Genomic DNA, 23753 nt, shown 5'->3' with positions numbered 1-23753 from the left:
AAAAAGCCCATAGTATAACCAAAAAAGACAGCCAATCGGCTGCCTTCCTTATTTCTCAAATCATATCATTGATTATAAAACAAACCTATTTTGCTTCATCGAGCATCATCAACTGCTCGCTGATAGCGACGGTATTAAAACCGGCATCGACAAACATAATCTCACCTGTGATGCCAGATGCCCACGGCGATAGTAAAAATAGCGCGGCATTGCCAACTTCAGCTTGTGTAATATTGCGCTGTAGCGGTGCGATCTTTTCACTAATATCAAGCATCTTACGGAATGACTTGATGCCACTTGCTGCAAGCGTACGAATAGGACCTGCCGAAATCGCATTAACACGAATGCCCTCAGCGCCCATAGAGGTAGCAAGATAGCGAACACTGGCTTCAAGGCTGGCTTTTGCCATACCCATGACGTTGTAGTTTGGCAATACCGAAATACTACCTTCATAGGTCAACGTCAGCATAGAACCGTGACGCATTGCAAGCAACTCACGCGACGCTTTTGCCAATGCCACAAAGCTGTAGCTTGAAATATCATGAGCAATGCTGCTGCCTTCACGAGTGGTCGCGTTGACAAAATCACCATCAAGCTGATCCATTGGTGCAAAGCCAATCGCATGAACCACACCGTTAATGCCATCACCCCAATGCGCTTTAACTTGCTCAAAACAAGCCGCAATCGACTCATCTGACGCGACATCACACTCAAGGACTAAATCTGCCTCAAACGCTTCCGCTGCCATATCCACACGTTTTTTTATTTTATCGTTTGGATAAGTCAGAATTAAAGACGCCCCTTCGCGATGAAGTGCTTCAGCGATCGCCCAAGCGATAGAGAGCTTACTTGCGATGCCAGTAACGACAAAGCGTTGTCCTTGTAATAGCATAATATTTCCTTGTTAAACGATTAACGTTCGTTAAGATAGTTTTTTTATAAAAAATAGCAATTATAAATATAAAAGTTGCTTTATTATACACGAATCAATTTAAGTATACAGTCGTAAACTATAGCTGTCTTATCAAATTCCTTAAGCTAACTATCTACGTCCTTAACATACAATACTTCAGACAGCCTTATTTTATAGAGATGAGAGCCATGCTTGTTAACGGTATGAAATTGAGCTCACTTCAAGTATAATCTCAACCCTTCCAAGCTTGCACAATTTTTATAAAAATCCTTTGCAACCGTTGTTTGTAACTGCTTGTAATTAAGGATTTAGCGTTAAGCTACACCCACATTTTGGATGGCTGCCAAACTTATGAGTAATACCCCAACGATAACACTAGATTATCAAGAAAGCACTGAATCCTATCGTCAGCTCATCGCCTCAACAGGTGAGGACTTGCATCGTCCAGGACTTGAAGATACGCCAATACGTGCCGCCAAAGCATTTGCGCATTTGACTAAAGGGTATCATCAAAGCCTAGATGAAGTTGTTAATGACGCTTTGTTTCCATCGACCAACCGTGAGTTGGTCTTAGTACAAAATATTGAATTTTATTCATTATGTGAACATCATATGTTGCCTTTTCATGGGGTCGCGCACATCGGCTATTTGCCGAATGGGCATGTATTAGGACTGTCAAAATTCGCCCGTATCGTCGATATGTTTGCTCGCCGCTTGCAAGTTCAAGAAAACTTAAGCGAGCAAATAGCGCAAACTATTATGGATGTAACCGGTTGCCGCGGTGTAGCAGTCGTCATGGATGCCGCTCACATGTGTATGATGATGCGCGGTGTCAATAAGCAGCACTCTACGACGCGCACGATGTCGATGTTAGGTGAGTATGTACATGATAATCAAGCGCGCAATGAGTTTTTGGACGCTGTGCCAAAACGTAAACCCGCTTTTTAATTTTAGTTAGAAAAAAATTAGAGGAATAAAAAAGGACGCCTAATGAATAGGCGTCCTTTTTTGTAGTTTCAGCTATTATCAGGCTTAATAAAAAAGAGCACATTACTTTATCAGTAATGTGCTCTTTCATTTTTAGTCCTTATTAAGCGGCTTTATCTTTCTTAGTGTCAGTACTAGCAAAATCTTCACTTACCTGCTGAATCTTTGTCAAAATATCTTTGATTTCAGATGCTGATAGATACGTTGGTACCGCATAAGTATCGCTCACTTCTTTTGCAGCAGCTTTGGCAATTGCATCAAAATCGCTACTCTGCATACCCTTGACTGTCGGATCAATATTTAAATCTTTAATCAAGTCGCGTACTTGGGCGATTAGGTGATCGGCGATATCGCTATCACTACTATTTGCTTGCCCTGCCTTTACCATGCCCGTTTTTCTAGCCAACTCCGCCAATCTTTTTTTGCTCGCTTTATGGTTGACATCAAGAACATAGGGCAGCACGATGGCATTGGCGCGACCATGAGGAATACTATAGTGCGCGCCTAACTGGTGGGCAATGGCATGGACGTAACCAAGACCAGCTTTGTTAAAGGCAATCCCGCCGTAGTGCGCTGCAATACCCATCTCTTCTCTGGCTTTCAGGTTGCCGCCATCTTTATAAACTAATGGCAGATATTGCATGACAGATTTGGTTGCAGAGGCTGCATAATAATCAGTCTCAACGCTGGCATTGGCACTCATCCACGCCTCTAATGCATGCGTCAAGACATCGATACCGGTGTCAGCGGTAATATGCGCAGGCATACCTTTCATAATAACAGGATCAATAGCCGCTGCTAATGGCACCATTCTTGGGTCGATAGACAAGGCTTTTTGATGTGTTTTATCGTCTGATACGACCGCCCCCAGCGTCGCCTCTGAACCCGTGCCCGCAGTAGTAGGAATGCAATATAGCGGCGCTGAAGGTTTTCTTGCTTTCAGAATACCGATAAGCTGTTTTGGCTTGCAGTTATTTCCTTGTGACATGGCAATCATCTTAGCCGCATCAATTACCGAGCCGCCACCGATAGCTATGATCGAATCACACTTAGCATCGATAGATTTACGTAACCCCTCTTCAACAACCTTAAAAGTAGGGTCAGGTGTAATACCATCATAAACAGTGTAGCTGATATTTTTTTTATCTAGATAATCGGTCACTTTGGCTGGTATACCAAGCTTATTGAGCACGGCATCAGTAACGATAAACACATTGGTGCTACCTTCGTTGATGGCCATATCACATAGCTCTTCACAAGAGGTTTCACCAACGAATAGCATTGGTCGTCTAATTGGAACAACGTAAGCGAATGCTTTTAGTACTTTGGCGCGAGTTTTGGCAACGGCCAAATAACCGACATTTTGTAATGGGTTATTACTGACTAATTTAGCAATACTGTTTCGTTTTTTCATGGGTAAAAATCCTTTTCAATGATGGTAATAATAATAACAATCATTTAAAGCAGCGATTTAAACGGCTCTTTAATTAAAAATTCAACAAATTTATGCATCTAACTAAAGTGAACGTCTGTTTAACTTATTGTAGCATTGTCTTTTTTAGGATGTCATGATTACTATGAACTGCTATGTTCTGCTTATTTACAACACTTAAACCATTCGGTACTAACGGCTTATGCTAAACAATACTCGCCTGCAATAACTGCTGCGCATACGAATGCTGCGGATTATTAAATACATCTTCAGCACGACCAGATTCCACACAGATACCGCCTTTAAGTACCATAACTTGCTGGCATAAGGCGCGCACTACTTTTAAATCATGACTAATAAACACATAACTGATTTGCAGTTTTTGTTGAATCTCTCTTAGCAAATTCACGACAGTCACCTGCGTGGTGCTATCAAGCGCAGAAGTAGGCTCATCCAATATCAACAGACTTGGCTGCATAATCAGAGCACGCGCAAGAGCCACTCGCTGACGCTGACCACCTGATAGCTCATGCGGATACCGCTGCGCAAAATCAGCTGGCAGATGTACGGTAGCAAGACTATCCATTACCGCTTGCTGGCGCGCTGTCTTATCAACCCCTTGTACTAGCAATCCTTCTTCAACAATTTGCATAACCGTCATTCGAGGATTGATACTAGCAAAGGGATCTTGAAAGACCATCTGTATCTGCGAGCGAAAACTGCGCAGCTCACGTTTTGACAAAGCTGTAATCTCTTGACCATTGATTATTATCTGTCCACTGACACGTGCTTGATTGCTAAGTAACTGACTTAAGGCAAGCGCAATCGTTGTCTTGCCAGAGCCTGATTCACCAACGATACCCAACGCTTGCCCTTTTTGTAGCATCATCTCTAGGTCTTTTACGGCATCAAACCAGCGCTTAGTACCGCCAAACAGGCTTTTTTCAATGGGAAACTGTACTTGTAGATTATTTACTTTTAATACAGTTGATTGCTGACTTTGCTCGTCATCAGAGAAATTTAGCGCTTGCCCAAAGTCTTGCTGAATAAGGGTACGGGTATAATCCGCTTTAGGCTGGTTAAACACTGCTGCGGTTTGCCCTTGCTCAATCGTCTGCCCTTGTCGCATGACGATGACCTCATCACTGTAGCGTCTCACTAAATTGAGATCATGGCTAATCAGTATCATCGCCATATTATGCTGGCGCTTAAGATCATCTAACAATTCAAGAATTTCATGCTGCAAAGTGACATCAAGCGCGGTGGTTGGTTCATCAGCGATTAAAATATCAGGCTGCTGCGCCAATGCCATAGCAATCATGACGCGCTGGCGTTGACCACCTGACAACTCGTGAGGGTAGCGACCCAGTTTGTCAGTAGGATCAGTAATATTAACATCAGTTAATAAAGCGATGCTTTTTTCACGCCAGTGTTTCTTAGGTACACTACTTAGACGAAGAGACTCAGCGATTTGTTTGGCAACCGTATGGAGCGGGTTTAATGCCGTCATCGGCTCTTGAAACACCATGCCGATACGCTGTCCACGTACAGAGCGTAGCGCAGCATTACGCCCTTTTTCATTGGCGATTGGCAGCACGCTCATGTTTTTGGCGTTTGCTAGCTGTACCTTACCACTAATAATTAAATTATCGGGTAACAGCCCCAATAGAGCCAGACTGGCTATTGATTTACCCGACCCTGACTCACCAACGATGGCCAAAGTTTGTCCTTGCCTGAGCTCATAAGACAGTTTGTCGACTAAAACAACACCTGCATCAGTAGTAATGCTGAGCTTATCGACGCTCAGCATTAGCTTTTGCGCTATATTGCTATTGCTTGAGCTGTTATTTTGCGTATCAATCATGGTCATCTTAAGAGTGCCTCGGATCAAACGCATCACGCAGCGCTTCGCCAACGAATATTAGCAATGATAAAATAAAGGTTAAGCTAAAAAATCCTGACAGCGCAAGCCAAGGTGCATCGAGATTATTTTTTCCTTGTACCATCAGCTCACCCAATGACGGCGACCCAGGCGGCAAACCATAACCCAAGAAATCTAATGCCGTCAGAGCGATAATATTGGCAGTTAAAATAAATGGTAGCTGCGATAAACTTGAAGCTAAGGCATTAGGTAGGATATGTCTAAGCATAATTTGACTGTCTGCAACGCCAAGATTGCGCGCCGCACGCACATAGTCAAAGTTACGCGCACGCAAAAACTCTGCTCGTACCAAACCTACCAAACCCATCCAGCCAAATAACAACATCATGGCAAATAGCATCGTGATACTGGGGCTAAATAAGCTGACCAAAATAATAATCATGAACAGCTGCGGCATCCCGCCCCACACCTCCATAAAACGTTGCCCTGCCAAATCTACCCAACCACCGTAATAACCTTGTATGGCACCGACGATAATACCAATCAGTGCGCCTGCTAGCGTCAAGGCGATACCGAACAATAATGACACTCGCATGCCGTAAAGTATGCGTGCCAGTACATCGCGACCCAAATCATCGGTACCAAGCCAATTTTGACTGTTCGGCGCTGCTGGATAGGGAATTCCCAGCTCCACATTGGGCGTTTGATCGGCAAATGGTATGAGCGGCATGATATAAAAGCCTTGCTCATCAATCAGCGTCTGCACCGCAGGGTCTTTATAATTGGCTTCGGTCTCAAACACACCGCCAAAAGTCGTTTCAGGATAGGCCTTTAATACTGGAAAGTAATAGTCGCCTTGATACTGCACCAGCAGCGGCTTGTCATTGGCAATCACATTGGCTGCCATACAAATGATAAATATCAGTGCAAAAATAAATAGCGATATGACACCAAGACGATTGCGACGAAAACGATTGAGGCGCGCTTGCCAAATAGGGTTTAAGCGTGCTTTTCTTTGTATAGAAACAGAAGATACATTTGAGGATAGCAGATCACTTGACATTAGCGCCCCTCAAAATCAATACGCGGATCAATTAAGTGATAACTTAAATCGCTGATTAACTGTAATAACAGTCCGACCAAAGTAAAGATAAATAGCGTACCAAATATCACTGGATAGTCGCGCTGCTGAATAGCTTCGAAACCTAACAATCCTAAACCATCAAGCTTAAAAATAATCTCAATAAGGAAATTTCCGGCAAAGAAAATTCCAACGATAGCCGCTGGGATACCAGCAATAATAATCAGCATGGCATTACGAAACACATGACCATATAAGACCTGTCGCTCACCCAAGCCTTTTGCTCGCGCCGTAAGGACATATTGCTTACCGAGCTCTTCTAAAAAGCTAAACTTAGTCAAATAGGTCAAGCCAGCAAAACCACCAACCGTGCTTGCCAATAGTGGCAGTGCCAAATGCCAAAAGTAATCTTTAACTTTACCAAGCACGCTTAATTGATCAAAATTCTCTGAGGTTAATCCTTGCAATGGAAAAATGTTCCAATAGCTGCCACCAGAGAAGAATACCAATAAAATCACCGCAAATACAAATACCGGTATCGCATGCCCGATAGCAAGCAGCATCGCCGTTGCTTTATCAATTCCCGAGCCATGGTGCATGGCTTTATAAATACCAAGCGGAATCGCTATCATATAAATCAGCAGCGTACTCCAGAGCCCAAGCGAAATAGACACCGGTAGCTTCTCAACAATCAAATCAGTGACTGACTGCCCTTTAAAGAACGACTCACCAAAATCTAGCTTTACATAGTTTTTGAGCATCAGCCAAAAGCGCTCAGGCGCAGATTTATCAAAGCCATATTGCGCATTAATAGCGGCGACCATCTCCTCTGACAAACCGCGTGTCCCTTGATAGGTGCTATTATTGCCGCCTGCACTGCCCGCACCGATATTAGCACCCAGCGCGTTGTCTTTTGCGCCTTGCTCGATAAGCGCCAGCTGCTGTTCAACAGGTCCACCGGGCGCGGCTTGTATAATGACGAAGTTCGCCAGCAATATCAAAAAAAGCGTCGGTAATATCAGCAATAATCTTTTTAAGATATAACGACCCATAACGACGGCTTCCTAAGATAAAAACATTACAATAGATAAGATGAGCAGCTACTATTTACAGACACATATATTAGTATTTAAAAATTGTTTTTAAGCTCACGTAAGGCAGTAAATACCGTCAAAGACTTATCATCATCGATAGCCATTTTAGACTTAACTCCTGCTATCACACTTAGCTCTTGCGTACGTAAAAACACATTTACCGCACGCTCATGCTCTAAAGTCACCGGTAATGTTGGAATGCCTTGTGTCGTTTTTTCTTCTGCTTGCGCCAATGCTTGTTGCATTGCGACATTATCAGGTTCAATAGACAACCCAAAACGTAGGTTGCTTGTCGTATATTCGTGCGCTGGATATAGCAACGTTTCGCTAGGTAAGCCGTTTAAGTGCTTAAAACTGTCATGTAATTGCTCAATAGTTCCGGTAAAGACGCGACCACAACCGGCGCTGAAGAGCGTATCACCACAAAAACAATGCTTACGACCTTCGATATCCAAAATATAAGCCACATGACTGGCAGTATGTCCAGACACATCCCACACTTGTGCGGCATTGCCCCATGCGCTCACCGTACTACCATCTTTTATGGTCTGATCTTCATCGACGTTATGTTCAGCATGGGCGACCAGATGGGTCATAGGATAGGACTCTTGTAGCTCTGCGACGCCGCCGATATGATCATGGTGATGATGGGTGGTCCAAATCGAAGTCAGTTCTAATTCATTTTCTTCTAAATATTGAATAACAGGCGCAGCTTGACCCGGATCAATAACGATTGCCTGTTTGTTATTTTCATTAATTAACGTCCAAATATAATTATCATTGAATGCTTTAATGGGGTGAATATGAATACTCATATTAAATCCTTACTAGTAGTTGTCTTTATCACTAAGGTGTTCTATTAAATACTTTAAAAATCAAAAGTGCCTATTTATTGTTTTAAATACTGATTAAAGCGCGCTTCTGCTGCTTTATCTGTCCACCAGTAGTCGATACCGATAGCATTGGACGGCAGTTTTTCAGTATGACGGTATTGACTCCAGTAAGCGACATTAGTAGCAGATTTACCGTATAGCGGCACTAAATAATGACCTGCACGGAGCAAACGATCCAGTACGTGAGTATATAAAATAATCTCGTCGCGATTTTTCGCATTACCCAGTTTTTCTATAACCGTGTCAATCGCCATATTTTTGATACCAATCGTATTATTATTGCCAACTTCATCAGCAGCTGCACTGCCCCAAAATGCCGCTTGTTCGGCACCAGGAGATAAGCTTTGAGCAAATACATCAACCACCATATCATAGTCAAAACGGCGCATGCGTTCGTAATATTGTGGTCCATCGACTTGGCGCAGCGTCACGTCAAACCCTAGACGCTTTAAATTGCGAATATAAGGTAGCAGTACGCGCCCCATGGTTTCGCCCGTCATTAATATCTCAATCTGAGCAAGCTTGCCATCAGGTTGATATAGCTTCATATCATCATAATAAAACCCAGTATCTAGCAACAGCTGCCGCGCCTCTAACAACCCTTGACGATTAAAACCACTACCGTCACTGGTTGGCAACTGCCACTCGGCTAATACCGCTTGACGTTGCAGCGGTTCAAGCTTAGGTAGTAAAGGCGTAAGCACTTTCATCTCTTTAGCAGACGGTGTCCCTGTGGCGGCAAGCTCGGAACCATGAAAGAAACTTTGCAAGCGCTCATACTGCCCATGGAACAAAGTCTTATTCATCCACTCGAAATCATAAGCCTTGCTCAGTGCTTGGCGGACGCGAATATCTTGAAATATTGGCCGGCGCATATTCATCACCAACGCTTGCATCGGCACAGGATTTTCACTATTTATTGTTTCTTTATTAATCATATCTGCTTTGACAGCTGGAAAATTATAGCCCGTTGCCCAGTTTGACGCTTTGTTCTCAGGGCGAAAGCGATATTGACCAGACTTAAAACCTTCAAAGGCAATCTCATCACTTTGATAATAAACAAACTTAATCATATCGAAATTATAACGACCACGATTGACCATTAAATCACGACCCCAATAATTGGGATCACGTACATAGCTAACCGAGCGCCCTGCATCAACACGCCCTAGCTTATAAGGACCGCTGCCCATCAACGGCGTCAAAGTTATTTTTTCAAAATCAGTATCGATAGAGGACTTGGCAAAAATAGGAAACTGCCCGACAGTTAATAATATTTCTTTATTGTCATCAGAAGCAAAAACAAATTTTACTTGCTGCTTATTAATAATTTGAATGTCTTTAATATCACCCAAATAGCTGCGAATATACATCGGCCCTTTATTCAACAGCGCATCATAAGTCGCTTTAACGTCACTACTGGTAACTGGCGTTCCATCCCAAAATCGCGCTGCAGGATTGATATGGTAAATAATCCAACTGGTATCATCAGGGTCATAAGTGACTTTACTTGCCAACTGCGGATACATGGTAAACGCTTCATTCAACGAGCCCGTCATCAAAGTATCATATAGATAATCGGTACCAACCATCGCCACACCAGTAGTCATCCATTTATTGGCTGCATTAAAAGTACCACGCGCATCGAGCGATAGTGTGCCACCCTTGGGTGCATTTGGATTGGCATACGGCATAAAAGGTGCATTAATATATTCAGTAGGGCTATTATGACCAAGCGCAGTAGTGGTGATTGGCACAGCAAAGCTAGCGGGCACCCAGCTCACAACTGCAACTAATAAGATAGTTTTTAGCGTAGCATTTTTTATCATAATAAAGTTATCACCAACCCTGTACGCAACCAATGACTATATTGAGAGTTTACCTAATAGCGGCAAGCTAATGAAAGTTTAAATAAGAAATCACTAAAAGCGATAAATACCGCAAAATTTCATCATAACAAACTTAGGTTTTTTAACCTAACGCTTTACAGGATTAAGTAGGCTATCTGACTTATTATGCCTCCAAAAAGCTTATTAATTCCTCATAAAAAAGACGCAGCTTATAAAAGTTGCGTCTTTTTCCTAAAACTTAGCAATAATTAAAACCTTAGCAGTACTTAAGCGTGTTTCTTTTCAAACGCTATCATAAAGTCGACCAATTGCTGTACCCAATCGAGTGATACGGCATTGTAAATACTGGCACGCATACCTCCCACATCGCGGTGACCTTTTAGATGCAGTAAACCTGCTGCTTCTGACTCTTCTAAAAATACTTTATCAAGACTGCTATCAGCTAAGGTAAACGGCACGTTCATGATAGAGCGATACTTAGGGGCAACTGGATTACTATAAAAGCGACTATCATCAATTGTTTTATAGAGTAAATCCGCTTTTTGCTGATTAATTTTCCCGATAGCAGCAACGCCGCCCTGCTCTTCTAACCAATCAAAAACCAGTCCTGCTAGATACCAAGAGTAAGTCGCTGGCGTATTCGACATCGACTCTTTTTCTACTTGATGCTCATAGTTCATCAGCAGCGGGCACCATTCACTAGCTTGCCCTAACAAGTCTTCACGGATAATGACAATCACCAGCCCTGCAGGACCAATATTCTTTTGCGCCCCAGCATAAATCATACCGAACTTAGACACATCGACTGGCTGCGATAAAATGCAAGAAGACATATCAACGATAATAGGCGCATCAACTTTTGGTGGCTCAAATACCTGCAAACCATGAATGGTCTCGTTGGCGCAATAGTGAAAATATGCTGCATCTTTACTTATATTCCACTCGCTCTCGGCTGGTACATCAGTAAAGTTACTGTCTTTACCGGTTGCAACTTCATTAACTTCACCAAGACCAAGTTTGGCATAGCGCTGTGCTTCTTTTACCGCTTTTTCTGACCAAGTACCGGTTGTCAGATAATCTGCGCGCCCACCTTTTAATAAGTTCAATGGAATTGCTGAAAACTGTAAGCTAGCACCACCCTGTAAAAACAGTACTTTATAATTGTCTGGAATGTCCATCAATGAGCGCAGTTTGGCTTCGGCTTTTTCAGTAATATCAATGTACTCTTTACTACGATGGCTGATTTCCATCACCGATACACCACGTCCTTGCCAATCAAGCAACTCTTCTTGGGCACGTGATAAGACAGCAGTCGGTATCGTAGCAGGTCCGGCCGAAAAGTTAGGGGTACGGTTAGGAGTAGCTTTGGTCGTCATAATCATTATCCTAAAGTTGATGGAATCATCGTTGTTAGTTGGGATTGAAAACTTAATAATTAAAGCACTTCTTACATTTTTTATTTGAGTCGCTAACGACTTTATATTTTTTTCACAAATCCACTGTTATACAAAGCCATCATTATTAATGATACAAAACACTTATTATTAATCAGCCGAACTCGATAGCATCTCCCAAAGCTGACGCTTTAGTCTGCTATCACCAAGCATTTCATCCAATGTGGATACAATGGTAAGATTGGGATGTTCAAGCCCGTCAGGCAACGGCGTTAATGCCGCAACTTTAATCTCTTCGCTACGACCAATTTTAAAGACGTACCCTGCTAGGCTAGCATTGGCAAGCTCAGCGGTATCCATACCTTCACAAATAGGGAATGATGTCGTCTCACAATCGATTGATAGTGCTTGCGTGATATTTTGCCATAGTTTTTGACTGTCATTATTAAGGGCTTGGATATCTACCAAAATCACCCAATCGCCATAGCGACCACCTTGTAAATCAAATGGTACTACTTTTTTAAAGTTTTCCTCTTTAAAACCATCTTTTTTAAAGCCATCAGCGTTATTGATGTTAGAAATAGCAGCTTGTTGGACGACAGTATCTATGAGGGGCTTAACGGCTTTACTAGAGATATCAGGGACAGTACTATCAAAATTATAGGTAACAGGGCTTTGTTGGTCAGGATAGCTTAAACTTGTCTCATTATCATCAACATCAACATTGTCATAGTAATGATGAATAGACTCATCATCTACGCTACTTGAGGGAGAATCCGCAGATGCTATACGTGGTGACATCTCGACGTTTATAGCATCAATATGCGGAGATTCAATACTTGGCTGTTTAATGCTTGTAGTAGAAGAAATAGCTGTAGGGTTATGCTTGTTTACAATCGGATCACTGCTAATCGAATCAAGAATAGCAGGTGCAGAAATATCTGCGATATTCATGGTTTCCGTGCTCGGCTGCACCCATTGCTTGATACCCATCATCGCTAAAATCTGGCGCTGCTGCATACGATGCTGCAATACAATTAGCGGGTCTTGAATATCACTCATACAACTTTACTATCCTATTTATCTCAAATGGGTTTACAAATCTCAATGCCAATAAACACTAAAAAAGCTGTCGAACCTTTAACCAGTGCTCTGATAGTAAGGTTAAACAATCATATTCATCTTGGCTGACTATGGTATCGTGTAACATCACGGTATGCAACGTACTCAGCCATTGTCGATAATTATTATAAGCATACCGCTTACTGGTCATCGTATTATAATCTATTTGACCGCTACGCTGTTGTCGCTCTTGTTGCTTTTCTCGAATATTATCATCATGCTTAGAATCTGTGGTAGAAGCCTTGAAGGTGGACACAGCTTCTATCAATGCCAATAATTGAACACTATTTAAGTTTTGGGCAGTTAATAGTAACCACTGTAAGTTTGCTTCACTAACGACCGCTAAATCAATATCAATCAAACGCGCATGACGGCGTAAATCCACAACATAGTGGGCAACGCTGTCATTATCATAGCTGAGCATTGAAGTATGTACTGAGCTATCTATTATTGACAATACCTGACCCTTGGCATCTTTTGATAAACGATAAGCCAATAACACAAGCATTGTTTTCGCGGCAACATCGAGACTCATAAATATCTGTCCTGAAGGATCGAGCTGAGTATAAATATCATCCGTGCCAGCGTGCAATGTTTGCTGCCATAATGCCTGTGTAGGTACATGCGATTGCGACTGCTTATCGTTCAATACAGTAGACAATATCGGTAATAATTGCTGTAGCTGTAGCGCTTGCCATAATGCTGAAATCGATTGCAACTGAGAGTTGGTATTGTCTATGCGCGTTAATACTGGTGTATGTTTATCAATAGAATCATTATCAGAGATAGTAGCAGCAATTTTTTGGCTTAAGTCTGCCGTTAGATAGGTTTTAAAGAGCTCAATGATGCCCTGCTGATAACGCATGAGCGTCGTACGACATTTTTTTTGCTGCACATAATGTTGATAATCTTGATTGCTATGACTGACTTCATACTTTGGATGTAATTCATTGATAGCGCTCTCGGATAGGTCATGCTGACTGAGATGCTTTACAGCTAACACAATCAAGGCGCTATCTAAACGCCGATCCAGACTTGCGACTGTCTCTAATAATTTATGATCTAGCCTATGCGCTAAAAACTGAACGTGACTGCTATTATTAGCACTAGATTTATTATTGATTTTGACAGCAGAGGCTTCTTTATCGTTAGGAAGCCCAAGCCAAATATCAGTTAAATCATAAGTTGCCGTTGTTGATAATGTGCATCCTTGATGACATAGCAGCACTGCTTCAATCAATGCTTGCGCCCCTAGCGGATGATAACTGTGATTGAGCACATACTGCGGTAGCGCGATTTTTTGTATATCTTCGACACCAATTAATGCATCTGATGGCAAATCATTATTAGGTTTTGCTTGCCATGGTTTTAAAATTTTATGAGTACCAATATCTTGTGCTTGCACCTGCAAGCGCCCATCAATAACAACATCTTGCTCTACAACAAATTCAAGCCCGTCTTCTGCTTCTGATTCACTTCCCATTTCAGCAGTAGAAAAGGCTGCGATTTCTTTGTCGATAGCCTTAGCAGGATTGCTAGCAACGCTTTTATTCATCAGATAACTATCTTTATTGGCGCTATTTTTATTAATATCTTCCTTACTTAGGCTATTTGCAGTTATCACGCCCCAATCACCTAATCGGCGCTGCTCATATATCTCTTTAATTTTTTGCTGATTGAGTCGCTTTTCTTTCGCCACTTGTACCGCAAAATCGTGATAAGCATTGGCGTTAATGGCGCTCATACGCTGCGCTAAACTTGGATGCGTGGCAAACCATGAGACATCACCCAAATCTGCACCACTACTGGCAAAGAAGAAATGACTGAGGCCATTAATATCAGCAATAGCGGTTAAACGTGAGCCTAGCGAGTCCTTATGAATGGCTTGTAAGGTTTCCATAATCGCCGGCGAGCGCGTCAATTGAACACTGGTCGCATCAGCAAGCAGCTCACGCTCACGGTTAAAGCTATGTTTGATGAGCTGCGCACTGGCCATACTAGAAAAGCTCAACCCATGTATTAACAATGTCCAAATATTACGCGGCGCTTGTTGCTCAGTAGCAGCGGTATTTTGTAGCCACGTCGACTGATTCTTCGCTGATGATTGATTTTTGTGGGCTTGGTTTTGAGACTGGCTCTGCCAATAGCTTACCCATTCACTGTGAGTGGTAAAGCTTGCTGTTTGTGCCTCAGTGCTACGCGCATGACTATCAATGGCTCTTTGTGATAAAGGGTTGTTTTGATTAACTGCATTATCGAAATAGTTGCTATAGCTGCTTTTATATCCGCTTTGATAACTAGCGCCAAAATTATTAACGGAATCACTCCAATCATAGAGTAATTGTAAGCCTGCCAACACCACCATGAGCTGTAAATTGAAGGTGGCATCACCATGCAAGATATGACCATATTCATGCCCTATCAGACCATATAGCCCCTCATCAGACAACTTATCCAGCGCGCCTTGAGTGACGACCAACACCATATCTTGACTATGGCGACCAGCGACGAAACCATTAATCCCTTGCTCATCAGGCAGCACATAAAGAATTGGCATACTCAAACCCGAAGCAATGGCGAGCTGCTGAGCAATCTCATGATAACGACGGTAGACAGGCGGAAAGTCACGCTCATGACGTACTGCGATATGACGCGCGCTAAAGCGAACTTTTTGTACTGGCTCATGTTGATGAGCAACCCCTTGGCTATGCTCCCAAGCATCTTGGCTATGGTCAATGAATAACCGAACAGCACCAACGCGCTGAGCAATCGCACGGCCCCCTGCTGCTAAGCGTCCATACTCTAAAAAACTACCAATGACGAAGCTACCGATCGTCCATATGACCACTAGTATTAATACCCAATAATAAATGCCACCGGTAAATATTGTCAGCAGTAGTGCCATGACACTGAGTGCCACCGCGATATGGGCAAATATAATAAGGAAAAATAACCCGTACAGTAATAGACTGCGCCGAGTGCGGCTGCGCTGTTCACCAAAAAAATCCATCTATTTGTCTGACCTATAAAGCACTAAACGTATCTGGGTGTATTTGAGCCTGTTTAAATACTAGCCCATATTAACCACAGGTGCTTGAGCGATCGCCTTTCTATCTTCAAACACCAACTGACTTAATGGACGAAATCCAAAGGTTGTGCTGACAAGGTTATTAGGAAACACTTCGCGGTCGTTATTATAAAACATCACGCTATCGTTATAGTGCTGACGGGCAAAGCCAATCCGATTCTCGGTATTGGTCAACTCATCCATCAACTCTTTAATCATACTATCTGCTTTTAGCTCGGGATAAGCTTCAACGACAGCTGAGAATTGCCCCAATGCTTTTGACAACATACTCTCCGCTTTGGCAAATAGTGCCATGTGTTCAAGCGAATCGGGCTGATGCTTACTAGAATCCTGCAGACTTTGGGCATGATTACGCGCACTAATGACGCGGGTTAGCGTTTCTTCTTCGTGCGTTAAATAACGCTTGGCAGTTTCGACCAAGTTTGGAATCAAATCATGACGGCGTTTAAGCTGTACATCTATCTGCGCAAAGCCGTTTTTTGCCTGATTGCGGGCGCGTATCAATTTATTGAATATCGATACTCCAAATACTACTACCAGCACCACAAAGGCAATGAATAGCCAAACAAACATTTTCATAAATAACCCCAAAACCTGCAATCTAGATACTAATGTTAATAAAAGTTACTACATTATATTTTAACCTATATCTATAAATAAGAGGTTTAAATCTGACAAAATTTAGGCGAAAAAAAGCCCTTTACAATGAAGGGCTTATTATTAGGATTTAACGTTTTGAATTATTTATACATTTTATTATCAAATTTTAGGCAAAAAAAAGCGACCTCAAAAGCACATCCTCGGCACACATTATAACTATTACCGTTGCTACCTTCCGGTCCTGGCGGGATTCATAGAACAATGTTGCGAGGCTACCAATGAGGCCACCAGCTGCAGATTATACAAGAATTTTTGCTTATTACAACCCCTATTATAAAACTGTTTCTTTATCCTCTAAAAACTTTGTAACTTAGTTGACAAAATTATCACAGCGACACATTTAAATTTTGCTATTTTAGCTAAGCAGACTGACGGCCATAAACCATGCCTAATAAATACAATGTACCTAAATGCAATGCATCTTTATGGCTTTTAAATTAACTGCTTCAAGCATATTTATTTTATTCAGGAGATTATGATGAAAAACATTTTGATAAACAAAGCCGCACTCGCTACCGGTACAGTCGCCCTACTGACAGCAATGATGGGCAGTGCCCATGCAGCGCCAATAGGCTATGACCAGCTTACTTTTCAAACAGAAGTAAAAGAAGAGATTCAAAACGATGAAGTGACTGCTAGCTTATATAAAAAAGCACAGGCAACGGATGCCAAAACGTTGGCAACTACCTTAAACACGTCAATCAACAAAGCCTTAGCGATTGCTAAGCGCTACCCTACCGTTACCGTTAGCACAGGACAACAAAGCACCTATCCGCGATATGATAAAAATGACAAAATTATCGGCTGGACAGGACAGGCAAATATTGATATTAAAAGTACCGACTTTGCCGCAACCAGTCAGTTGATCGCTGCTTTACAAGAGACGTTAGTGATGAATAATTTGACGTTTGGCGTGTCAAGCACTAAAAAAGATGCCTTAGAACAAAAGCTTATGACCGATGCCTCTCGTGCTTTTCAGCAACAAGCGAAGAACTTAACCCGCGCTTGGGATGCCCGTGGCTATCGTGTGGTGACAGTCAACCTTAATACCAACAATAATAATTATCCACGTCCTATGTACAGTATGAAAGCGGCAGCGTCATCTATGGAAGACTCAGTACCAAGCCAAAATTTTGAGTCTGGCAACAGTACCATTTCTGTCACTGCCAATGGCACGATTGAGTTAACCAAATAGACTTCTTTCTATCTCATATAAAGAAACCGTCATAAATAAAGGCAATCGCTGATATCAGTGATTGCCTTTATTTATACATATACGCTTACTTAAACTTATCTTGTCTTTGCCAATGCTTAGCGCTATTTGCTATTTTATCGCTGGCTGCTCAAGTGTCATTGGTTTGTCAGTTATTGGCTTAGTGAATGATTGCATATTAGGCTGCTTGCCATCTTGACGCAGTTTTAATAATACTTTTTGATGCCAAGGTAAGCGCTGATAAGCCAAAAGCTGTTCTGCAATTTTCTTATTATTTTGCAATGTCTGCGTATTTTGAATGACATAAACGGTTCGTGATATTTGCTTTACTGCCTGCCCTTTCGCATTCTTAATCACCGCATTAATCACATGAGAACCCGGTAGGATATCAACCGTAGAAATCGAGGTACTTAAACCTTGAGCGACCTCATTACCATCAAGCGTAATGCTGATACTATCGCCTGCTTGTAGTGTAGGTTTGATTTGCAAAGCAACCTCAATACTCTGTGCAGGGCGACGATAAGCGCGCTCTTCGCTAGGCTCAATCATGGTTAATTGATAATTGACGCGTGCTGCTTGGGTGGTGCTCGGTGCATTTGCCAGCGCTGGCGGCGTAGTATTGCTAGCAACCATTGGGTTCGTTGGCGCTGCAGTATTATTGTTTGCATTGCCAGTTTGGCTAGAATTATTTGAACCAACACTATCATTCCCTGTCATGATACTAGTCTGGCTAATTTGCTTGCCTGATTTATTCTCATAATTTTGCGGACGGTCGGTAAAGGTGACTTGACCTGTTTTTTCATCGACGACTTTATAAATAGCTGACGCACTTGCCATCGGTGCGTAAAGACTGACTGTACTAATCATAAAACCTGTCAGCAGGCTTAAAGTCATCTTTTTATTTAAAAAATTATTTTTTGATAATGAGGTCATAGTGAGTCAGCCTAATAGTGCTTATTATTGATATACAGATGAAACCATTATGCGATATTTTTCATGCTAAAGCAGTATTGTCTGCGCATAAACTTTTTCAGTTCAGTCAAGACAATTATTCAAGCATAAAAAAACCAGTTAATAGTTACTTAACTGGTTTTTTGTTTATCAAGAATTTGGCGTGTTAACTATAGATTAGCAGCTATAGTACAAATCAAACTCAACAGGATGTACCGTGATATTGACGCGCTGCACTTCTTCTTGTTTCAGCGCAATATAGGCTTCTAACATATCTTTGGTGAATACATCACCTTTTAATAAGAACTCATGATCGTCTTTTAACGCTTGTAGCGCCACTTCTAAGTTTTCAGCAACCGTTGGAATGAGTGCTTCTTCTTCCGGTGGCAAGTCATACAAGTTTTTATCAGCCGCTTCACCTGGATGGATTTTGTTTTGAATACCATCAAGACCTGCCATCAACAGAGCTGCAAAGGCTAGGTATGGATTGGCTGCTGGATCAGGGAATCGCGCTTCAACACGTACCGCTTTCGGGCTACTAACGTGCGGGATACGGATAGAGGCTGAACGGTTAGACGCTGAGTAGGCAAGCTTGATAGGCGCTTCATAATGAGGGACTAGACGCTTATAGCTATTGGTTGATGGATTGGTAATCGCATTCAAGGCACGAGCGTGTTTGATGATACCACCGATGAAATATAATGCCGACTCAGACAAACCTGCATATTCATCACCAGAGAAGGTATTAACGCCATCTTTTGAGATAGAGATATGCACGTGCATACCTGAACCATTGTCACCAACGATAGGCTTTGGCATAAAGGTTGCTGTTTTACCAAACTGATGCGCGACGTTATGTACCGCATATTTTAGCTTTTGTACTTCATCAGCCTTGCGTACTAAGGTATTGAAGGCGACACCAATCTCTAACTGGCAAGGCGCAACTTCATGATGATGTACTTCGATACAACCTTCACCAATCATGTCTTCTATACGCTCACACATCACCGTACGCATATCTTGTGAGCTATCAACTGGTGGCACTGGCACGTAACCGCCTTTGACACGTGGACGATGGCCCATGTTGCCCCACTCATAGTCTTTATTAGTTGACCAAGCGGCTTCTTCAGCAATGATTTCATGGCTGACACCAGACATGTTGACGGACCATTTTACTTCGTCAAATACGAAGAACTCAGGCTCAGGGCCAAAGTAAGCCGTGTCACCAATACCGGTAGATTTTAAGTACTCTTCAGCACGGCGTGCGATAGAGCGTGGATCACGATCGTAACCTTGCAAGGTTGATGGCTCGATAATGTCACAAGTCACAACAACGGTAACCGCATCAAAGAACGGGTCGATAAAGGCGGTCTCTGGATCAGGACGCAAAATCATGTCTGATGCTTCAATACCTTTCCAACCAGCAATCGATGAGCCATCAAACATTTTGCCATCTTCCATCGACTCTTCATCAACGCTATGCGCCGGAAAGCTCATGTGATGCTCTTTACCGCGGGTATCAGTGAAGCGAAAATCGACCCATTTGGCGTTGGATGATTTGATCAGATCAAGTAGTTTATTTGACATAAATAGTTTCCCTTGTGGTTATCATGGTACTGAAATTATGGTGCTGATTTTATAATGACTGAACTAAAAGTTAAGATTTTTACTTGTTATACGCTCTATGAGCGTCTATCTGTATTATTTATGGCATATTTCCATACACCAAGTAAATTCAGCTGCTATTTTAGCAATATCTCACTCATAATGCTGAACTCTTCAGGCTCTTATTGGTAAATATTCTATATTATAAGGCGAAGCAAGATATTGACATATTAAAAGTTGCAACAGCTATGCCATTCTAGATACTTATTGCTAATTCACCCCCTAAAATATTTACTTTATTATCAATAAATACAGTTAGTTAAGCTAAAACTAGTTTTATTTATAACAAATTTTAGTAACTAAAACTCACTACGAGCAATAAACTTTGTTGATTTAACATCATAATATCTGCCCCATAAAAGTGCATAACAGAAGGTATATTAAGTGCGCATGCACCGTAATAGCACATTACCTAAATAATTTTTTAATATATTTTATTGATATGGTCGCAATAATGCTCATCTACATTAGTATTATTGATCAAACATACTTTTAGATATCTGCATTACAGCTATATAACCATCACACTTGATAGACGGCAAAATAATGTTAAGATAACGACGTCTTGAATTTCTTAGTATCAATTGACATATAAAATTGATTTACAAAAGCAATATGCGAAAACCGCTATACAAATTTATTACTTAACACCAAAAGCAAGCATCTCAATAAGTTGAAGCCCTCATGATTCTGATGATCGATAATTACGACAGCTTTACGTACAATATCGTACAGTACTTCGGTGAGTTGCAGCAGGACATTACCGTATATCGTAATGATGAGATTGACATTGAGCAAATAAAAGCGCTTAAGCCTGACGCCATCGTTATCGGTCCTGGACCTTGTACCCCTGACAGCGCTGGTATTTCACTTGAATTGATTGATACTTTTAAAGGCATGATACCGATGTTAGGTATTTGCTTGGGTCATCAGGCTATTGGGCAAGCATTTGGCGGTAAAATAGTCAAAGCAAGCGAAGTGATGCACGGACGCTTATCCGCTATTTACCATAATGGACAGGGTGTGTTTATGGATTTGCCCAATCCTGCGCAGTTTACCCGCTATCATTCACTAGTTATTGATAAATCAAGTTTACCTGCTGGCTTTGAGATCACTGCTTGGACGCAACATAGCGATGGCAGTATGGAAGAAATTATGGCTATTCGTCACCGCGATTTTGCCATTGAAGCGGTGCAATTTCATCCTGAATCTATTTTGAGCGAGGCCGGTTATCAGCTGCTTAATAACTTCTTACAGACACATCATTTGGCTGTACTAGACAGCGATAGTTTGCCACAGGTCGGCTAACCATTAAGTCTTGGTTCAAACAAGTATTTAAGCATGGTTTTAAAATTTAAAATAATAACAAGTGAGAATATAATGACTACTACTCCTTTGCAGACGGTACTTTCAAACGTGACCCGCACCCCAGAAGATATCCATCAGCTGTCAGATAACAGTATCCATGAGCTATTGACCACCGCATTAGGTAGAATTTTTCAGCATATTGATCTGACCTTTGATGAGATGTATCAAGTGATGCTAATCATCATGCAAGGCAAATGTAGCGATGCCATGATGGGCGCTATCTTGACCGGTCTGCGTATGAAAGGCGAATCAATCGATGAGATTACTGCCTCAGCGAGTGCCATGCGTGCATTAGCTGCTAATATCGCCCCAAAAGACTGTCGCCACATGGTCGATATCGTTGGTACAGGAGGCGATGGTGCTAACTTATTTAACGTCTCCACAGCGGCGGCGTTGGTCGCAGCAGCAGCCGGTGCGCAAGTTGCCAAACATGGTAACCGCGGCGTTTCAACCAAATCTGGTAGCTCAGATTTACTTGAACAGGCTGGAATTAGCCTGTCGCTCAGCCCAGAACAAGCACAAGAATGTATCGAAGAGCAAGGTATTGGTTTTTTGTTTGCGCCAAACCACCATAGCGCCATGCGTTATGCCAATCCGGTACGTCGAGAGCTAAAATCGCGGACGATTTTTAATATTTTAGGTCCACTTACCAACCCCGCTGGTACGCCCAATTTGGTAATTGGCGTCTTTACTGCACAGTTATGTGAGCCTTTAGCAAAAGTAATGAAAAATCTAGGCGCGCGCCATGTGATGGTCGTCGGTGCAAAAGATGGTTTGGATGAAATCAGCCTTGCAACCTCGACCACAGTTGCTGAATTAAAAGATGGTGAAATCTCCGTCTATGAGATGATGCCAGAAGATGCAGGCATTGAGTCGCAAACCCTTATCGGGCTTGATGTAGATTCACCAGAGCAAAGTTTAGCGCTGATACGTACCGCTTTATCTGGCGTAGAAACACACGACCGAGCAGTACTTAAAGCGCGGGATATGATTGCTTTAAATGCAGGGGCTGCAATATATACTGCCGGACTTGCCAGCAATTATCCTAATGGCGTTAATCAAGCGCAGACGGTTATCCAAAATGGTTCGGCATTGATTAAGCTTGAGTCTTTGGCACAATATACGCAGCAACTGGCAACCAATGCTTAATTTATAAGTATATAAAACTAGCCATTATCGACTATTTACACTAAAAATATTTGGATACCACCATGACTACTAAAACTACATCCCACGCAGATATTCCTTCGGTATTACAGCGTATCGTTGCTACCAAACATGAAGAAGTAGCTGCTGCTCGTAAGCTATTAGCCCTTGAAGACTTACAAGCAAAAGTCGCGGCAGATAAGCAACCTCGTCGTGGTTTTGCTAATGCTCTGCGTAGCGCTAATATTGGTATTATTGCTGAGATAAAAAAAGCCTCACCTTCTAAAGGTGTTATTAATCATAACTTTGCGCCAGCCGAATTTGCCAAGCAATATGAGCAAGCAGGCGCAAGCTGTCTGTCGGTATTGACTGATCGTGATTATTTCCAAGGCGATGATAGCTATTTAATTCAAGCACGTGACGCTTGCAGTTTGCCGATATTACGTAAAGATTTTATGATTGATATCTATCAAATTTATCAGTCGTATTTAATGGGTGCAGATTGTATATTACTCATCATGGCGTGTCTTGATGATGTACAAGTGCAAGAACTGCATGCGCTAAGCATCGAGCTTGGCTTGGATGTATTGATAGAAGTGCATACAGCAGGCGAGCTTGAGCGCGCTTTACAACTTCCTCGTTCAGAACATAATATCTACGGTATCAATAATCGTAACCTCAATACCTTTGAAGTAGATTTACAGACAACCCTTGATTTAAAAAATACGCTATTACGTGAGCTTGCCACTGATGATGCATTTTCTGCTAACCCTAATAATGTTCTACAACGTCCGCTTATCGTGACCGAAAGTGGTATCCATAACAGCGATGATATCCGTCTGATGTTAAGCCATAATATTCAGCACTTTTTAATCGGTGAGCAGTTTATGAAGACCGAACATCCGGGGCAAGCATTACAATCCTTACTTGCGAGCGTCGCAGCACAGGCGTAAAGTAAGTTAATAAACTAAGTATTTAAGGCAGAATTATTATGGCTTTAGTCACTGCATTAAG

The 23753-nt window shown here is 42.0% G+C and carries 18 protein-coding genes and 1 other RNA gene; 5 read left to right on the top strand and 14 right to left on the bottom strand.

The genetic code is table 11. The features are described 5' to 3' along the window. Positions 1–85: 85 nt before the first annotated feature. Positions 86–892: an enoyl-ACP reductase gene (locus ACMHKH_RS04315; RefSeq protein WP_413519434.1), complete on the bottom strand. Its 807-nt coding sequence runs from the start codon at positions 890–892 to the stop codon at positions 86–88. 372 nt (positions 893–1264) lie between these two features. Here ACMHKH_RS04315 and folE point away from each other — a divergent pair, with 372 nt between their 5' ends. Next, a complete protein-coding gene (gene folE, locus ACMHKH_RS04310) occupies positions 1265–1861 on the top strand; it encodes a GTP cyclohydrolase I FolE (protein ID WP_413519433.1) in 597 nt (198 codons plus the stop codon). A 142-nt stretch (positions 1862–2003) separates the two neighbouring features. On the opposite strand, the gene ACMHKH_RS04305 is transcribed toward folE, so the two are convergent. From ACMHKH_RS04305 to ffs, 11 genes are all read right to left on the bottom strand, one after another. After that, positions 2004–3314 (bottom strand): iron-containing alcohol dehydrogenase, encoded by a 1311-nt coding sequence (locus ACMHKH_RS04305; RefSeq protein ID WP_413519432.1) that lies wholly within the window; start codon positions 3312–3314, stop codon positions 2004–2006. A gap of 223 nt (positions 3315–3537) precedes the next feature. Beyond that, the gene (locus ACMHKH_RS04300) at positions 3538–5202 is read right to left on the bottom strand and encodes an ABC transporter ATP-binding protein (protein WP_413519431.1); all 1665 of its coding nucleotides are present in this window, start codon (positions 5200–5202) and stop codon (positions 3538–3540) included. A gap of 1 nt (position 5203) precedes the next feature. Beyond that, positions 5204–6277, bottom strand: coding sequence for an ABC transporter permease (locus ACMHKH_RS04295; protein ID WP_413519430.1), 1074 nt, complete (start codon positions 6275–6277; stop codon positions 5204–5206). Next, positions 6277–7347 carry a microcin C ABC transporter permease YejB gene (yejB, locus tag ACMHKH_RS04290; protein WP_413519429.1) on the bottom strand — a complete coding sequence of 357 codons (1071 nt, stop codon included), beginning with the start codon at positions 7345–7347 and terminating at the stop codon, positions 6277–6279. The genes ACMHKH_RS04295 and yejB overlap by 1 nt, the downstream gene beginning before the upstream one ends. Before the next feature lie 77 nt (positions 7348–7424). Next, complete coding sequence (gene gloB / locus ACMHKH_RS04285) at positions 7425–8204, bottom strand: hydroxyacylglutathione hydrolase (RefSeq protein ID WP_413519428.1); 780 nt, start codon at positions 8202–8204, stop codon at positions 7425–7427. Between the two features lie 74 nt (positions 8205–8278). Further along, positions 8279–10111: an extracellular solute-binding protein gene (locus ACMHKH_RS04280; protein ID WP_413519427.1), complete on the bottom strand. Its 1833-nt coding sequence runs from the start codon at positions 10109–10111 to the stop codon at positions 8279–8281. Positions 10112–10398: 287 nt separating this feature from the next. Beyond that, entirely contained in the window at positions 10399–11508 is a 1110-nt protein-coding gene (gene serC, locus ACMHKH_RS04275) for a 3-phosphoserine/phosphohydroxythreonine transaminase (protein WP_413519426.1), read from the bottom strand. 168 nt (positions 11509–11676) lie between these two features. Next, positions 11677–12588 (bottom strand): hypothetical protein, encoded by a 912-nt coding sequence (locus tag ACMHKH_RS04270; RefSeq protein ID WP_413519425.1) that lies wholly within the window; start codon positions 12586–12588, stop codon positions 11677–11679. A gap of 58 nt (positions 12589–12646) precedes the next feature. Further along, positions 12647–15658 (bottom strand): M48 family metalloprotease, encoded by a 3012-nt coding sequence (locus tag ACMHKH_RS04265; RefSeq protein WP_413519424.1) that lies wholly within the window; start codon positions 15656–15658, stop codon positions 12647–12649. Positions 15659–15718: 60 nt separating this feature from the next. After that, a complete protein-coding gene (locus ACMHKH_RS04260; RefSeq protein ID WP_413519423.1) occupies positions 15719–16315 on the bottom strand; it encodes a LemA family protein in 597 nt (198 codons plus the stop codon). A gap of 205 nt (positions 16316–16520) precedes the next feature. Beyond that, positions 16521–16617: signal recognition particle sRNA small type (ffs, locus tag ACMHKH_RS04255), an RNA gene on the bottom strand. Positions 16618–16874: 257 nt separating this feature from the next. On the opposite strand from ffs, the gene ACMHKH_RS04250 reads away from it, so the two are divergent. Beyond that, entirely contained in the window at positions 16875–17591 is a 717-nt protein-coding gene (locus ACMHKH_RS04250; RefSeq protein WP_413519422.1) for an SIMPL domain-containing protein, read from the top strand. 129 nt (positions 17592–17720) lie between these two features. Here ACMHKH_RS04250 and ACMHKH_RS04245 read toward each other — a convergent pair whose 3' ends face one another. Together ACMHKH_RS04245 and glnA are read right to left on the bottom strand one after the other, a co-directional pair. Continuing rightward, positions 17721–18542, bottom strand: coding sequence for a DUF4124 domain-containing protein (locus ACMHKH_RS04245; RefSeq protein ID WP_413519421.1), 822 nt, complete (start codon positions 18540–18542; stop codon positions 17721–17723). A 195-nt stretch (positions 18543–18737) separates the two neighbouring features. After that, on the bottom strand, positions 18738–20147 hold the full coding sequence (gene glnA / locus ACMHKH_RS04240) for a type I glutamate--ammonia ligase (RefSeq protein WP_413519420.1): 1410 nt from the start codon (positions 20145–20147) through the stop codon (positions 18738–18740). A gap of 762 nt (positions 20148–20909) precedes the next feature. On the opposite strand from glnA, the gene ACMHKH_RS04235 reads away from it, so the two are divergent. The 3 genes from ACMHKH_RS04235 (at position 20910) to trpC (ending at position 23692) form a co-directional block, all read left to right on the top strand. Continuing rightward, the gene (locus ACMHKH_RS04235) at positions 20910–21533 is read left to right on the top strand and encodes an anthranilate synthase component II (protein ID WP_413519419.1); all 624 of its coding nucleotides are present in this window, start codon (positions 20910–20912) and stop codon (positions 21531–21533) included. A 72-nt stretch (positions 21534–21605) separates the two neighbouring features. Next, entirely contained in the window at positions 21606–22742 is a 1137-nt protein-coding gene (gene trpD, locus ACMHKH_RS04230; RefSeq protein WP_413519418.1) for an anthranilate phosphoribosyltransferase, read from the top strand. A gap of 62 nt (positions 22743–22804) precedes the next feature. After that, positions 22805–23692, top strand: coding sequence for an indole-3-glycerol phosphate synthase TrpC (gene trpC, locus ACMHKH_RS04225; RefSeq protein ID WP_413519417.1), 888 nt, complete (start codon positions 22805–22807; stop codon positions 23690–23692). The last annotated feature ends 61 nt before the right edge of the window (positions 23693–23753 follow it).

Source organism: Psychrobacter glacincola, from assembly GCF_965118485.1.
Lineage (GTDB): Bacteria > Pseudomonadota > Gammaproteobacteria > Pseudomonadales > Moraxellaceae > Psychrobacter > Psychrobacter glacincola_D.
Note: the sequence above shows the minus strand (reverse complement) of the source record. Positions and strands in the feature narration are given on the sequence as shown.

Coding starts and splice junctions, on each gene's coding strand:
- ACMHKH_RS04260 (WP_413519423.1), bottom strand. CDS start 16,315: ATGAAAATGTTTGTTTGGCTATTCATTGCCTTTGTGGTGCTGGTAGTA.
- ACMHKH_RS04280 (WP_413519427.1), bottom strand. CDS start 10,111: ATGATAAAAAATGCTACGCTAAAAACTATCTTATTAGTTGCAGTTGTG.
- gloB (WP_413519428.1), bottom strand. CDS start 8,204: ATGAGTATTCATATTCACCCCATTAAAGCATTCAATGATAATTATATT.
- ACMHKH_RS04305 (WP_413519432.1), bottom strand. CDS start 3,314: ATGAAAAAACGAAACAGTATTGCTAAATTAGTCAGTAATAACCCATTA.
- ACMHKH_RS04245 (WP_413519421.1), bottom strand. CDS start 18,542: ATGACCTCATTATCAAAAAATAATTTTTTAAATAAAAAGATGACTTTA.
- folE (WP_413519433.1), top strand. CDS start 1,265: ATGAGTAATACCCCAACGATAACACTAGATTATCAAGAAAGCACTGAA.
- serC (WP_413519426.1), bottom strand. CDS start 11,508: ATGACGACCAAAGCTACTCCTAACCGTACCCCTAACTTTTCGGCCGGA.
- trpC (WP_413519417.1), top strand. CDS start 22,805: ATGACTACTAAAACTACATCCCACGCAGATATTCCTTCGGTATTACAG.
- glnA (WP_413519420.1), bottom strand. CDS start 20,147: ATGTCAAATAAACTACTTGATCTGATCAAATCATCCAACGCCAAATGG.
- yejB (WP_413519429.1), bottom strand. CDS start 7,347: ATGGGTCGTTATATCTTAAAAAGATTATTGCTGATATTACCGACGCTT.
- ACMHKH_RS04235 (WP_413519419.1), top strand. CDS start 20,910: ATGATTCTGATGATCGATAATTACGACAGCTTTACGTACAATATCGTA.
- ACMHKH_RS04295 (WP_413519430.1), bottom strand. CDS start 6,277: ATGTCAAGTGATCTGCTATCCTCAAATGTATCTTCTGTTTCTATACAA.
- trpD (WP_413519418.1), top strand. CDS start 21,606: ATGACTACTACTCCTTTGCAGACGGTACTTTCAAACGTGACCCGCACC.
- ACMHKH_RS04265 (WP_413519424.1), bottom strand. CDS start 15,658: ATGGATTTTTTTGGTGAACAGCGCAGCCGCACTCGGCGCAGTCTATTA.
- ACMHKH_RS04300 (WP_413519431.1), bottom strand. CDS start 5,202: ATGACCATGATTGATACGCAAAATAACAGCTCAAGCAATAGCAATATA.
- ACMHKH_RS04315 (WP_413519434.1), bottom strand. CDS start 892: ATGCTATTACAAGGACAACGCTTTGTCGTTACTGGCATCGCAAGTAAG.
- ACMHKH_RS04270 (WP_413519425.1), bottom strand. CDS start 12,588: ATGAGTGATATTCAAGACCCGCTAATTGTATTGCAGCATCGTATGCAG.
- ACMHKH_RS04250 (WP_413519422.1), top strand. CDS start 16,875: ATGAAAAACATTTTGATAAACAAAGCCGCACTCGCTACCGGTACAGTC.